The organism is Streptomyces sp. NPDC030183 (genome assembly GCF_055573455.1).
The window spans coordinates 1-13,799 of sequence record NZ_JBVIBK010000038.1 but is presented as its reverse complement, the minus strand read 5'-3'; the positions used below and the strand labels follow the sequence as shown (position 1 = coordinate 13,799).

The following is a 13,799-nucleotide window of genomic DNA, read 5'->3' as shown; positions in this document are numbered from 1 at the left end:
CTACTGGCCGGGTATCAGCAGGCGCGCGGCCGCGGCGGCCGTACGGGGACCGACGCCCAGGGTGAGGGCGGCGCGCAGGTCCTCGCCGGTGTCGACGTCCTGGCGCACGGAGTCGACGCCGTCGAGCGCGAGCTCCACGGCGCCGGAGCGGCGGTGGCGCAGCCGGGAGCCCGGGCCGAACGCCGGGCGGAGCGCCCGGCCGGGGGCGGCCGCCAGCAGGGTCGTACCGGTGCCGGCGGCGTCCGCGAGGAACGCCCGCCCGAATGCGGCGGCGGCGTCCAGGACGCGGGCGAGTTCCGCCGGGCGCAGCGCCGGCAGATCGGCGTTCAGGGTCGCCACCGGGGCGTTCGGCCGGGCCGCGCGGGCGAGGGCCGCCGCGTGCCGCAGCGCGGCGTTCAGACCGTCCGCCGGGTCGGAGCCGGGATCGGCCGCGGGATCGTCGGGGACGATGCGGGCGCCGAGCGCCGCCAGCTCACGCCCCGCCAGCGGGTCGTCCGTGACGACCACCACATCGCGCACCGCCGCGCAGGCCAGCGCCGCGGCCACCGTGTCCTGGGCGAAGGCGAGGGCCAGACCCGGGCGCACGCCGTCGTCGGCGGTGTCCGAGAGCCTGCTCTTGGCCCGTGCCAAGGGCTTCAGGGGTACGGCCAGGGTCCACTGCACGGGTGTTCCGTCCCTCTCTTGTCGCCGCCATTGTCACCTGGGGGCAACGGAAGCCCGCAGGGTGGGGCGTACGGTGTTCTCGACAGACCGGCGGTCCGGGGCGACACTTGTGCGGCTCCCCGGGCGAGGAGCCCCCTGGCCCCCTGGCCCCCTAGAGGAAGGTGTCCGAGTGTCCCGCCGCAGAATCGGCTTCTGGTACCGCTTCGCCGCGGTCCTGTGCAAACCGCCGCTGGTGATTCTGATCAAGCGGGACTGGCGCGGAATGGAGAACATTCCGGCCGACGGCGGATTTATCACCGCGGTGAACCACAATTCGCACCTCGACCCCTTGGCGTACGCGCACTTTCAGTACAACAGCGGCCGCGTTCCGCGATTCCTCGCGAAGAGCGGTCTTTTCAAGAAGGGATTCGTGGGCGCCGCGATGCGCGGCACCGGACAGATCCCCGTCTACCGCGAGACCACGGACGCGCTGAGCGCCTTCCGCGCCGCGATCGACGCCGTGGAGCGGGGCGAGTGCGTCGCCTTCTACCCGGAGGGCACCATCACGCGCGACCCCGACCAGTGGCCCATGACCGGCAAGACCGGGGCCGCGCGGGTCGCCCTCCAGACCAAGTGCCCGGTGATCCCGGTGGCCCAGTGGGGCGCCAACGAGCTGCTCCCGCCGTACGCCAAGAAGCCCCACATCCTGCCGCGCAAGACGCACCACGTGCTCGCGGGCCCGCCCGTCGACCTCTCCCGCTTCTACGACAAGGAGATGACCCCCGACCTGCTGAAGGACGCCACGGAGGTCATCATGGCCGCCATCACCCGCCAGCTGGAGGAGATCCGCGGCGAGAAGGCGCCCGAGACGCCCTACGACCCGAAGCGGGAGCGGATCGAGCAGCGGCGCAGGACCGCGGCGGCGGTCGAGCACCAGCGGCCCGGTCAGCACAATGGGGCCCTGCGGGAACAGGAACACCAGGAAGAGGGGCAGGGCAAGTGAGCAAGCCGGTCAAGGCGGCCGTGTTCAGCGCCGGTTCGTGGGGCACGGCCTTCGGCATGGTGCTCGCCGACGCGGGGTGCGAGGTCACGCTGTGGGCGCGCCGCGCGGAGGTCGCGGACGCCATCAACTCCACCCGCATCAACGCGGACTACCTGCCGGGCCTGGAGCTCCCGCGGAACGTGCGCGCCACCACGGACCCGGCCGAGGCCGCCGCCGGCGCCGACTTCACCGTCCTCTCCGTCCCCTCCCAGACCCTGCGCGCCAACCTCGCCGAATGGGCGCCGCTGCTGGCCCCCGACACCGTCCTGGTCTCGCTCATGAAGGGCGTCGAACTCGGTTCCGCCATGCGGATGAGCGAGGTCATCGAGGACGTCGCCAAGGTCGGGCAGGACCGTATCGCCGTCGTCACCGGCCCCAATCTGGCACGGGAGATCGCCTCCCGCATGCCGGCCGCCTCCGTGGTCGCCTGCACGGACGAGGCCGTCGCCCAGCGGCTCCAGGCCGCCTGCCACACCCCCTACTTCCGCCCGTACACCAACACCGACGTCGTCGGCTGCGAACTGGGCGGTGCCGTGAAGAACGTCATCGGCCTCGCCGTCGGCATCGCGGACGGCATGGGACTCGGCGACAACGCCAAGGGGTCGCTGATCACCCGCGGTCTCGCCGAGACCACCCGACTGGGCCTGGCCATGGGCGCCGATCCGCTGACCTTCTCCGGGCTCGCCGGTCTCGGCGACCTGGTCGCGACCTGCTCCTCGCCGCTCTCCCGCAACCACACCTTCGGCACCAACCTGGGCAAGGGCATGACCCTCCAGGAGACCATCGCGGTCACCAGGCAGACCGCCGAGGGCGTCAAGTCCTGTGAATCGGTGGCGGACTTGGCGCGTCGGCACGGCGTCGACATGCCCATCACGGAGACGGTCGTCGGCATCGTGCACGAGGGCAAGCCGCCCGTGGTCGCCCTCAAGGAGCTGATGTCGCGCTCCGCCAAGCCCGAGCGACGCTGAGCGATACCGGCCCTGCGGGCGCTGACGGCCGCAGTACCAACGGGTACTCTCATCGCGATATGAGCACCGAGAACCTCCCCCAGAGCCCTGAGCAGCCGTCCCGCAAGCCGCGCGTGGCCGTCGTCTTCGGCGGCCGCAGCTCGGAACACGGGATCTCCGTGGTCACGGCCGGCGCCGTCCTGCGTGCCATCGACCGGACGAAGTACGACGTCCTGCCGATCGGCATCACCCGGGACGGCCGTTGGGCGCTCACCGCCGACGAACCGGAGCGCATGGCGATCACCGACCGCCGTACGCCCAGCGTCGAGGAGCTCGCCGAGTCGCAGGAGGGCGGCGTGGTGCTCCCCGTCGACCCGGCCAACCGCGAGGTCGTCTACAGCGAGCCCGGTTCGGTGCCCAAGGCGCTCGGCGAGGTCGACGTCGTCTTCCCCGTCCTGCACGGCCCGTACGGTGAGGACGGCACCCTCCAGGGTCTGCTGGAGCTCTCCGGCGTCCCGTACGTCGGCTCGGGCGTCCTCGCCTCGGCCGTCGGCCAGGACAAGGAGTACATGAAGCGGGTGTTCACCTCCTTCGGGCTGAAGGTCGGCCCGTACGTGGTGATCCGGCCGCGCGAGTGGCAGCTCGACGAGTCCGCCGCCCGCAAGAAGATCGTCGACTTCGCCGGTGAGCACGGCTGGCCGCTCTTCGTGAAGCCGGCCCGCGCGGGCTCCTCCATCGGCATCACCAAGGTCGACGACCTGGCCGGGCTGGACGAGGCGATCGCCGAGGCCCAGAGCCACGACCCGAAGATCCTCGTCGAGGCCGCCCTGCGGGGCCGCGAGATCGAGTGCGGCGTCCTGGAGTTCGAGGACGGGCCGCGCGCCTCCGTCCCCGCCGAGATCCCGCCGCCGGACGCCCACGCCTACTACGACTTCGAGGCCAAGTACATCGACTCGACGCCGGGCATCGTCCCGGCGCCGCTGACCGCCGAGGAGACCGCCGAGGTCCAGCGCCTCGCCGTCGACGCCTTCGAGGCGGCCTCCTGCGAGGGCCTGGTCCGCGCGGACTTCTTCCTCACGGAGGACGGCCACTTCGTCATCAACGAGATCAACACGCTCCCCGGCTTCACGCCGATCTCGATGTACCCGGCGATGTGGCAGGCGAGCGGCATCGCATACCCGGAGTTGGTGGACCGCCTGATCCAGGCGGCACTGCGCCGGCCGACGGGCCTTCGCTGAGGCATGCGGCACCCTCGAGGAGGCGGTCCCCCCCGGGGGGACCGCCTCCTCGAGCGCGGGCGCCCGTCCGTCAGCCGGTCGGTCACCGCGGCGCAGTATGATCGCCGGGCTGCCCCGACCCGCTGTCAGCGGCGAGGCGGCCCGGGTTCAGGCGGCCGAGACCGTCCACCGTCCGCGGCAAGCCCCGTCCAGGTTCCGGCACGGCTTCGTGACGGTCGCGTCCGGGCCGGGAACCGCCGCCGACCCGCCGTCGTCTGCTGAGGAGCAGCCCGCGACGGCGATCAACGGACCGACCAGGACGGGCAGCCCGGCACGAACGGGCCGCCGGTGACGCGAGACGCGCACCGGCCGAGGGCAGACGGGGGCTACAGGTGCACGACCGGGCAGGTCAGCGTGCGGGTGATGCCGTCCACTTGCTGGACCTTGGCGACCACCAGCCGACCGAGGTCGTCCACGGTGTCGGCCTGGGCACGGACGATGACGTCATAGGGACCCGTCACGTCCTCGGCCTGGATGACCCCAGGGATCTTGCTGATCGTGTCGGCGACGGTCGACGCCTTGCCGACCTCCGTCTGGATCAGGATGTACGCCTGTACCACGGAACCTCCAGGGCGGCCACGAGGATCATGTGGGGAAAAGGAACGCCACGGTATCGCGTAGTCGCGCGCCGCGGGGAGACCCGCACAGGCCGCGCCGCGCACACCGGGGCGCGGGGAGTGCGGAAGTCGACGGTCGACTCGACCGTACCGAGGGCGAGGACGGCTCGCGACCGGGCGCGAGTGACACTGGAAGCGGCACAAGAAGGGGCGATACGACGATGAAGGGCACCGTGGGCGAGCTGGGGGAGTTCGGGCTCATCAGGGAGCTCACCTCCCGGCTCACCACCACCCCGGCGGTCCGGGTCGGCCCCGGCGACGACGCCGCTGTGGTGGCCGCGCCGGACCGCCGGGTCGTGGCGAGCACCGACCTCCTGCTGGAGGGGCGGCACTTCCGCCGCGACTGGTCCACGGCGTACGACGTCGGGCGCAAGGCGGCCGCCCAGAACCTCGCGGACATCGCCGCCATGGGCGCCGTGCCCACCGCGCTGCTCCTCGGTCTGGTCGCGCCCGTGGACCTCCCGGTGACCTGGGCGACCGAGCTGATGGACGGCCTGCGCGACGAGTGCCAGGTCGCCGGGGCTGCCGTCGTCGGCGGTGACGTCGTCCGCGGCGACACCATCATGATCTCCATCACCGCGCTCGGTGATCTGCGCAACCACGAGCCCGTGACCAGGAGCGGGGCCCAGCCCGGCGATGTCGTGGCCGTCACCGGCTGGCTCGGCTGGTCCGCCGCCGGGCACGCGGTCCTCTCCCGCGGTTTCCGCTCGCCGCGCGCCTTCGTGGAGGCCCACAGGCGCCCAGAGCCGCCGTACCACGCGGGCCCCGCCGCCGCCGACCTGGGCGCCACCGCGATGTGCGACGTGAGCGACGGGCTGATCGCGGACCTCGGGCACATCGCCGAGGCCAGCAGCTGCCGGATCGACATCCGCTCCGGCGCGATCGACATCCCGTCCCAGATGAACGACATCGGGCAGGCCGTCGGCGTCGACCCCATCCAGTGGGTGCTCACCGGCGGCGAGGACCACGCCATCGTGGCGACCTTCCCGCCGGACGTGAAGCTGCCGGCCCGCTGGAAGGTGATCGGCGAGGTCCTCAACCCGTCGGCGCTGCCGCAGGTCACCGTGGACGGGGCGCCCTGGACCAGCAAGGGCGGCTGGGACCACTTCGCGGACATGGAGTCGTGACCGGGACACCGGGCGCGCCGCCCAGGGTGCTCACGGTCGCCGGCTCCGACTCCGGGGGCGGCGCCGGCATCCAGGCCGACCTCAAGACCATGCTGGCGCTCGGCGTGCACGGCATGAGCGTCGTCACGGCCGTCACCGCGCAGAACTCCCTCGGGGTGCAGGGGGCTTGGGAGCTGCCGGTGGAGGCGGTCCGCGCCCAGTACCGCAGCGTCGTCGACGACATCGGCGTCGAGGCCGTCAAGACCGGCATGCTCGCCTCCGCCGGACTCGTCGAGACCGTCGCCGAGTTGCTCGCCGCCACCGACGCGCCCGTGGTCGTCGACCCGGTCGGTGTCTCCAAGCACGGCGACCCGCTGCTCGCCGCGTCCGCCCTGGACGCCGTCCGCGAGCGGCTGCTGCCCACGGCGACCGTCGCCACCCCCAACCTCGACGAGGTCGCCCAACTCACCGGCGTGCGCGTCGAGTCGGAGGTCGGTATGCGCGAGGCGGCCGAGGCCGTGCTGGCGTACGGTCCGCGGTGGGCGGTGATCAAGGGCGGGCACCTCTCGGGAGACGCCGTCGACCTGCTCACCGACGGCTCCGAGGAGCACTGGCTGCGGGCGCCCAGGTACGACAACCGGCACACGCACGGCACCGGGTGCACCCTCGCCTCCGCGATCGCCTCGCACCTCGCGCGGGGCCGGACCGTACCGGAGGCCGTCGCGGCGGCCAAGGAGTACGTCACCGGGGCGATCGTCGCCGGGTTCGCCCTCGGCGGCGGCATCGGGCCCGTGGACCACGGCTGGGCGCTCACCCGGGGTACCGCGGCAGTTTGATGTTCGTCGCCGACTTCTCGGTGAGCCGTTTGAAGAAGGCCGCCATCGGCCGGGACGCGAGCAGCCGGTACATCTGGTCCCGGCCGCGGATCCGCCGCTCGGTGGGCGGGGCGAAGAACGGCCCGGCGTTGCCCGAGGTCTTCTGGCAGCCCTTGGCGAAGCCCTGGATCCGGCTCTCGTACGCGGCGAACGCCGTACGGTGGTCCCCGCCCGCCAGGGCGAGTTCGCCGGCCAGGACGTACGCGCCGACCATCGCCACCCCGGTGCCCATGCCGCCCATCGTCGCCCCGTACCCGGCGTCGCCGAGCAGCGCCACGCGTCCCGCGCTGAGCCGGTCGACGTGGATCTGGGCGATCGCGTCGAAGTACAGGTCGTCGGCCGCCTCCAGCGCCTTCAGCACGTTCGGTCCCTCCCAGCCCATGCCCGCGAACCGCTCGGCCAGGATCCGCTTGGGCGCGGCGGGGTCCCGGCGGTCGTACGTCAGCCGCTCGGAGCGGAAGACCAGCAGCGCGGTGGCGCGGGCCGGGTCGCCGTCGTAGTTGCCCAGGGCGATCGCGCGGCCGGGCTCGCTGTAGAGGCGGCCGGTGCGGTCCAGGCCCAGATGGTTCGGGACCTCGAAGCCGGCCACGTAGTGGTCGAGGAACCGCAGGTACCGGGACTCGTCGCCCAGGACGAGGGAGCGGGTGCGCGAGTGCAGGCCGTCCGCGCCGACCACCAGGTCGAAGCGGCGGGCGGGCCCCCGCTCGAAGGTGACGTCGACGCCGTGCGGTGTGTCGGTCAGCGTGGCGATCGAGTCGCCGAACACGTACTCGGCGCGGTCCCGGGTGCGTTCGTACATGATGCGCGCGAGATCACCGCGGAGGATCTCCACGTCGCCGCTCATCATCTCCGCGGGCAGATCCACCTTGGGGGAGCCGTCCGCGGCGACGACGATCTGCCGTCCCATGTGGGTCTGGCGGGCGTGGATCTCGTCCCGGATGCCCATCCGGGTGAGCACTTCGCGGTGCACGTGTCCCCGGAAGTCGACGGCGAAGCCGCCCTCGCGCAGGGCGGGCGCCTTCTCGACGACGGTGACGCGGGCACCGTACTCGAGGAGGTTCAGGGCGAGGGCCGGTCCGGCCACACTGGCACCGGAGATCAGGACGCTGAGGTGGCTGAGGTCGTACGTCTTGTTCGTCATGCACGGCAGCCTCGGCGAGCCCGCTGACCGTTCCCTTACGGTCCGCTGACCGCCGCCGGCCCGAGCCGCCGGCCCCGTTCGAAGGCCACGTCGTACGCCTCGGGGGACAACCGCGCGCGTACCTCCCGCTCGGCGCGTACGACATCGGGGTCGCCCTCGACCCGGGCGCCCCGCAGGGCGGTCGCGGCGCCCAGGAGTTCCGCGGCGCGCTCGGCGGACGGTGCCACGGCGGCGAGCGCGTCGGCGAGGTCGGCCGACGCGAGGACGTCGGGCGAGGCCAGGGCGTGCGAGCGGGCCTGGGCGAGCCAGTCGCGGGCCGCCCCGACGTCCCCCTCGGCGGCCTCCGTGCGGCCGAGCCCGATGAGGACGCGTACCGTCTCGCCGGCGCTGAACCAGTTCGCGGCGCATGCCTCCAGGGCACTCTCGTAGCGCACGCGCGCGTGGGCGGTGTCCCCGGACAGCCGGGCCACGTCACCGAGGCCCCGCCGCGCGCTCGCCACCTTGTCCCAGGCCCCGGCGGTACGGGCGCACGCGGCCGAGCGGGCGTAGTGCGCGGCGGCCTCCTCGAGGTCGCCCCCGTGCAGCAGCACCGTCGCGCGGGTGCGGAGCAGATCGGCGGTCTCCTCCGGCGCCTGGAGTTCGCGGACCTGCGCCAGACCCTCGTCGAGGAGTTCCAGGGCGCGCCCGTACGCGCCCCGCCACCCGGCGAAGGAGGCCAGCGGATCCAGGCAGTTGGCCATGCCCCAGCGGTCTCCGGTGGTGCGGAAGCCGTGCCACGCGCGCGTGAAGGCCGCCTCGGCCTCGGCGGGGCGGCCGGTGAACATCGCCTGATAGCCGAGGCCGATGTCCAGCAGGGCCCGGCCCCATGGGTCGTCGCCCACCTGCACGGCCCGGATCTCCTGCTCCACGGAGAGCAACGGCCCGCCCACGAGTGACCAGATGATCATGGTGGACGGCAGCCGCAGCGGCCCCTCCAGCCCGCGCAGGACCGCCGCCACGCGCGCGAGGAGGGCGGGCTCGTCCGGGTCGTCGCCGCGGCCGGTGACCGTGTTCATCGCGCACAGCGCGTACTCCTCGGCCAGCCCGGGCGGCGGCTCGTCGCCGACCGCCGCCAGCAGGGCGCGGGCGAGCGGCACCTGCTCGCCCTGCGGGCCGCGCAGCCGCCAGAACCACGACAGCGCGGCCATGAGCCGCAGGGCGGCCCCCGTGTCGGTGTGTGTCAGATGGCGCAGGGCTGCGTCGAGGTTGCCGTGCTCGGCCGTGAGCCGCTCCAGCCAGGGCAACTGCCCACCGCTGCGCAGGAACGGTTCCGCGTGTTCGGCGAGCGCCAGGTAGCAGTGCGCGTGCGCGGTCCGCAGCCCCTCCCGGTCGTCCTCCGCGGCCAGCCGCTCCGCCGCGTACGCGCGGATGGTCTCCAGCATCCGGTACCGCCCGTCGGCGACCTCCACCAGCGACTTCTCCACGAGTGAGGCCAGCAGGTCCTCCGGGTACGGCACCCCGCACACCTCCTCGACCGCCTCCCGCGTCACGCCCCCGGAGAACACGGCCAGCCGTCGCGCCAGCTCCCGCTCCTCCGCGTCCAGCAGTTCCCAGCTCCACTCGACGACGGCCCTCAGCGTGCGGTGCCGGGGCGCCTTGGTGCGGTCGCCCCGCGACAGGAGCCGGAAGCGGTCGGCGTGGGCCGCGGACTGGGGTGCCGCACAGTCGTCCCGGACGGGAACGGCGGGGTGGCCGGCGGTGCCGCGTGCGGCGCCGGGCCGGCCGGGGCCTCGCGTGTCGCCCAGCCGTGCGCCCAGGCGGTCGGCGAGTTCGTCGACGGTCAGGGTGCGCAGCCGGGCGGCGGCCAGCTCGATCGCCAGCGGAAGCCCGTCCAGGGCGGCACAGATGTCGGCCAGGCGCGCGTGGCTGTGGGCGGAGGGTGCGCGGGTGTGCGGCGGGGGAGAGGGGGCGGTCGGGTGCGCGGGAGGCGAGGGCTCGGCCGCGGGGTCCGGGTCGGTCGCGTCGGGGACGGCGAGGTCGGGGCGTACGGCCCGGGCCCGGTCCAGGAAGAGACGGCCCGCGGCTTCCGGGGGCAGGGGCGGCACCGGTACGAGGATCTCGCCGGTGATGCCGAGGGACTCGCGGCTGGTGGCGAGGACCCGCAGGCCCGGGCAGCCGCCGAGGAGGAGCCCGACGACACGGGCCGCGTCCTCGACCAGGTGCTCGCAGTTGTCCAGCACGAGCAGCAGCTCGCGTTCCTCCAGGGCGGCCAGCAGCCGCTCCATCGCGTCCGGCGCGACGCTCCCTGGCCCGCGGAGACCCTCGCGGACGCCGAGGGCGGACAGGACGGCGTACGGGATCCGGGCGCCGTCGGTCAGCGGCGCCAGTTCCGTGACGCAGACGTCCGCGGCCGCACCGGCGCGGGCCGCCTCGATGGCGAGCCGTGTCTTGCCCGCGCCGCCGGGCCCGGTGAGCGTGACGAGACGGGACCCGGTCGGGTCGCTCAGGAGCGCCGCGAGGCGGGTGAGTTCGTGGTCCCGGCCGATGAAGCGGGTGAGCTGGGCCGGGAGGCGATGCCGCCGGGGCGCGGGGGCCCCGCCCCGCAGCAGTTCGAGGTGGAGCGCGGACAGCTCCGGCGACGGATCGGCGCCCAGCGCGTCGGCGAGGGCGCTGCGGGCCTCCGCGTAGACGCCGAGCGCCTCGGCGGACCGGCCGCCGGTGTGCAGGGCCCGCATCAGCTGACCGTAGAGCCGCTCGCTCAGCGGGTGTGCGGCGAGCAGTGACCGCAGCTCGGGGACGAGTTCGGGGCCGCCGCCGAGCGCGAGGTCCGCCTCGACGCGATCCTGTACGGCGGCCAGCCGCAGCTCGTCGAGACGCGTCACCTCGGCGTGCGCGTCCGGGAGGTCGGGCAGGGCGGGCCCGCGCCACAGGGCGAGCGCCTCGCGCAGGAGCGCCGCCGCCTGCGGATGCTCCCCGGCGGCCAGGGCCGTGCGCCCCTCCCGGCAGAGCCGCTCGAAGCGGTGGGCGTCGACGGCTTCGGGCGGGGCGGTGATGCGGTAGCCGGCGGCCGTGGCCTCGATCTCCGTGCGCGGGCCGAGGCGTCTGCGCAGCCGGGAGATCTGCGACTGGAGGGCGTTGGCGGTGCCGGCGGGTGGCTCGGCCCCGTACAGACCGTCGGTCAGCCGCCGGACGGAGACCGTACGGCCGGCGTCGAGGAGCAGCAGCGTCAGCAGGGCGCGGGGGCGGGGGCCGCCGGGGTCCACAGGGGTGCCGTCGTCGCCGCGTATGTCGAGGGGACCGAGGATGCCGAACCGCATTCCCGGGATTCTCGCAGGCCCACGCACGCGTGGAGCCGTATTTGACGGCCCCGCGCGGGACGCGGGCACGGCAAAAAGCCGGGGCACGGCAAAAAGCCGGTCCACCATCGGTGGACCGGCTCTGTGCAGCGAACCAGCAGTGGCCGCGCGCTAGCTGAGCGTCAGCGCGAGACCTTGCCGGCCTTGATGCACGAGGTGCAAGCGTTCACGCGCTTCGGCGTCCCGCCCACCACGGTACGCACACGCTGGATGTTCGGGTTCCAGCGGCGGGACGTACGGCGGTGCGAGTGCGAGATGTTGTTGCCGAAGCCCGGCCCCTTGCCGCAGACGTCGCAGTTGGCAGCCACGGGTCACTCCAAAGACTTCAGATGCACTTACGGTTGATCCCGGCATGCCGGGATCATGATCCCGAGACCGGGATCCGAGTGGCGTTGCCAGGGGGAAGGCCCGGTCTGGATCGGTGATCTGGATCGGGCAACCGGAGCAGCATACAACGACTGCGTCCGTACAACGAAACTACCATGGCTGGTCCGGGCCTCGTCCCGGCCCTCTTACCGGCGGTCACGGCTGCGGGTCTACGCTGCGTGCGGCGTGCGGCGTTCCCCCCACCACACGTCCAGCAGCCAAGCAGCTCAAGGAGGCGCAGGTGCCGCAGGTGCCGCAGACATGCTTCGATGCTCTCGCGGTGCGCACCTGGTGCGGCCTCGCGCTGGCCGCCCTGGGGCGGGCCCGTGAGGAGATCGACGCGATCAACGTCTATCCGGTGGCCGACGGCGACACCGGGACGAACCTCTATCTCACGATGGAGTCGGCGGCGGCCGCCGTGGAGGCGGTGTTCGCGGGCCACGAGACCGGCTCGGCGCCCGCCCCGACCGGCGGCCCGACCCCCGGTCCGCCCGGCGGCTCGGCTCCCGGTCCGCCCGCCGCCGGTCAGCCCACGCTCGCCGAGGCCGCGCGGGCCATGGCGCACGGCGCCCTCATAGGCGCCCGGGGGAACTCGGGGACGATCCTCGCGCAGCTCCTGCGCGGTATGGCCAAGGTGCTCGCGGACGACAGCGGGGCCGCCCACACCGACGGCCAGGGGCTGCGCCTCGCCCTCCGGCACGCCGCCGACTCCGCGCGCGAGGCGGTCGCGCACCCGGTGGAGGGCACCGTCCTCACCGTCGCCTCCGCGGCCGCCGACGCGGTGCTGGCCGCCGAGGGCGACTGCGGCGTGGTGGCCCGCGCCGCCTACGAGGGCGCGGGCACGGCCCTGCTGGCGACCCCCGGGCAACTGCCGGCGCTGGCCCGCGCGGGGGTCGTGGACGCGGGGGGACGCGGCCTGGTGGCGGTTCTGGCGGCGCTGGTGGAGACGTTCACGGGGGAGGCACCGAGGACACATGCCTTCGCGGCGGCGCCCGCGGGTCAGCCGGGTCTTCCGGCGGCGCACGCGCGCGGGGAGGCGGAGGGTGCCGGAGCGGCCCCTGGCACCGGAGCTGGTCCTGACCGCGGTTCGGGTCCTGACACCGGTGCGGTGCGGGGCGCCGGTACTGGTGCCGGGGGCGACGCGGAGGACGCGGGGACCGAGAGGTGCGCGGACGACCGGCCCGGGTTGGGCGGTCCCGCGTTCGAGGTGATCTATCTCCTGGAGGCGGACGACGCGGCCGTCGCCCGGCTGCGCCGCCGTCTGGACGGGCTGGGCGACTCGCTCGTCGTGGTCGGCGGGGACGGCCTGTGGAACGTCCATGTGCACGTCGACGACGCCGGCGCGGCCGTGGAGGCGGGAGTCGAGGCGGGGCGGCCGTACCGGATCCGGATCACGCACTTCGGGGCGGAGGACGCGCACATGGCCGGTGCGGCCGGGCGGCAGCCGCGTGAGCGGGCCCAGCGCGCCGTCGTGGCCGTCGTACCGGGGGAGGGCCTGGCCGGGCTGTACGGCGAGGCCGGCGCGACCACGGTGCTGGCGCGCCCCGGGGAGCCGCCGGCCAGCGGGGAGCTCGTGGAGGCCGTACGGCGTGCCCACGCGCGCGAGGTGGTGCTGCTGCCCAACGACGCGGATCTGCGACACACGGCGGCCGCGGCGGCGGAACAGGCCCGCGCCGAGGGGGTACGGGTGGCCCTGATCCCGACCCGCTCGGCGGTCCAGGGCATCGCCGCGCTCGCCGTGCACGAGCCCGGCCGCCGCTTCGACGAGGACGTCGTCTCCATGACCTCCGCGGCCGGCGCCACCCGCTACGCCGAGGTCGTCATCGCCGAGCGCCAGTCCTGGACGATGGCCGGGATCTGCCAGGCCGGTGACGTCCTCGGCCTCATCGACGGGGATGTCGCGGTGATCGGCGACGACGTCACCACGGCCGCCGCCACGGTCGTCGACCGCATGCTCGCCGCCGGCGGCGAAATGGTCACCCTGGTCCTGGGCGACGACGCCCCCGAGGGCATCGCCGACCACGTGGAAACCAAACTGCGCGAGTCCCACCTGGGCGTGGACACGGTCGTCTACCGAGGCGGCCACCAGGGAGCACTCCTCCTGATCGGAGTCGAGTAGCCAGGCCGGCCGGCCCTGCGCGGTTTGAGGGGTGCGGGAATCGCGCGACTAGCCACCCACCGCCCGCACCAGCCCGGACCACACATGCCCCCGCCTCCTGGGCGCCCAAGCGGGGTCGAAGGGGCGGCAGCCCTTCGGGACGGGGAGGGCAGGAGCGGCGGGGGCGAGACCCGTGGGCCCGGCCCACCCCGCCTAGCCCCAATGCCGGTGACTTAGATGGTGTGTGGTCTGGAGATCGTGAGGACTGCCGTGGCTGGTGGCGGCAGGTTGCGGTGTTCGGCTCGTTTGAGGGGCCAGTTGGACATCTTGCGTTTGATGACGCGGGGACTGGT

The 13,799-nt window shown here is 74.0% G+C and carries 11 protein-coding genes; 6 read left to right on the top strand and 5 right to left on the bottom strand.

What is annotated here, in order from left to right; all coding sequences use genetic code 11:
• Positions 1-663 carry a 2-phospho-L-lactate guanylyltransferase gene (gene cofC / locus ACZ4Z2_RS33715; RefSeq protein ID WP_468081264.1) on the bottom strand — a complete coding sequence of 221 codons (663 nt, stop codon included), beginning with the start codon at positions 661-663 and terminating at the stop codon, positions 1-3.
• A gap of 169 nt (positions 664-832) precedes the next feature.
• Here cofC and ACZ4Z2_RS33710 point away from each other — a divergent pair, with 169 nt between their 5' ends.
• The 3 genes from ACZ4Z2_RS33710 to ACZ4Z2_RS33700 are packed head-to-tail and all read left to right on the top strand — an operon-like array spanning position 833 to position 3,869.
• Positions 833-1,645, top strand: a complete 813-nt coding sequence (locus ACZ4Z2_RS33710; protein ID WP_468081262.1) for a lysophospholipid acyltransferase family protein — start codon at positions 833-835, stop codon at positions 1,643-1,645.
• Positions 1,642-2,652 (top strand): NAD(P)H-dependent glycerol-3-phosphate dehydrogenase, encoded by a 1,011-nt coding sequence (locus ACZ4Z2_RS33705; RefSeq protein WP_468081261.1) that lies wholly within the window; start codon positions 1,642-1,644, stop codon positions 2,650-2,652. The genes ACZ4Z2_RS33710 and ACZ4Z2_RS33705 overlap by 4 nt, the downstream gene beginning before the upstream one ends.
• Before the next feature lie 59 nt (positions 2,653-2,711).
• Entirely contained in the window at positions 2,712-3,869 is a 1,158-nt protein-coding gene (locus ACZ4Z2_RS33700; RefSeq protein WP_468081260.1) for a D-alanine--D-alanine ligase family protein, read from the top strand.
• A 365-nt stretch (positions 3,870-4,234) separates the two neighbouring features.
• Here the strand turns inward: ACZ4Z2_RS33700 and ACZ4Z2_RS33695 are convergent, their stop codons facing one another.
• Positions 4,235-4,468: an Lrp/AsnC family transcriptional regulator gene (locus ACZ4Z2_RS33695; protein ID WP_055512560.1), complete on the bottom strand. Its 234-nt coding sequence runs from the start codon at positions 4,466-4,468 to the stop codon at positions 4,235-4,237.
• Positions 4,469-4,686: 218 nt separating this feature from the next.
• Between ACZ4Z2_RS33695 and ACZ4Z2_RS33690 the strand changes: the two genes are divergently transcribed.
• Both ACZ4Z2_RS33690 and thiD read left to right on the top strand, forming a co-directional pair.
• Entirely contained in the window at positions 4,687-5,652 is a 966-nt protein-coding gene (locus ACZ4Z2_RS33690; protein ID WP_468081258.1) for a thiamine-phosphate kinase, read from the top strand.
• Entirely contained in the window at positions 5,649-6,467 is an 819-nt protein-coding gene (gene thiD / locus ACZ4Z2_RS33685; protein WP_468081256.1) for a bifunctional hydroxymethylpyrimidine kinase/phosphomethylpyrimidine kinase, read from the top strand. The genes ACZ4Z2_RS33690 and thiD overlap by 4 nt, the downstream gene beginning before the upstream one ends.
• Here thiD and ACZ4Z2_RS33680 read toward each other — a convergent pair.
• From ACZ4Z2_RS33680 to rpmB, 3 genes are all read right to left on the bottom strand, one after another.
• Positions 6,442-7,647 (bottom strand): FAD-dependent monooxygenase, encoded by a 1,206-nt coding sequence (locus ACZ4Z2_RS33680; RefSeq protein WP_468081255.1) that lies wholly within the window; start codon positions 7,645-7,647, stop codon positions 6,442-6,444. The two genes, thiD and ACZ4Z2_RS33680, sit on opposite strands and share 26 nt — an antisense overlap.
• Positions 7,648-7,682: 35 nt before the next feature.
• The gene (locus ACZ4Z2_RS33675; protein ID WP_468081254.1) at positions 7,683-10,943 is read right to left on the bottom strand and encodes an AfsR/SARP family transcriptional regulator; all 3,261 of its coding nucleotides are present in this window, start codon (positions 10,941-10,943) and stop codon (positions 7,683-7,685) included.
• Positions 10,944-11,104: 161 nt separating this feature from the next.
• A complete protein-coding gene (gene rpmB / locus ACZ4Z2_RS33670) occupies positions 11,105-11,290 on the bottom strand; it encodes a 50S ribosomal protein L28 (RefSeq protein WP_003993230.1) in 186 nt (61 codons plus the stop codon).
• Positions 11,291-11,589: 299 nt separating this feature from the next.
• On the opposite strand from rpmB, the gene ACZ4Z2_RS33665 reads away from it, so the two are divergent.
• A complete protein-coding gene (locus ACZ4Z2_RS33665; RefSeq protein WP_468081252.1) occupies positions 11,590-13,467 on the top strand; it encodes a DAK2 domain-containing protein in 1,878 nt (625 codons plus the stop codon).
• Positions 13,468-13,799: the final 332 nt, after the last annotated feature.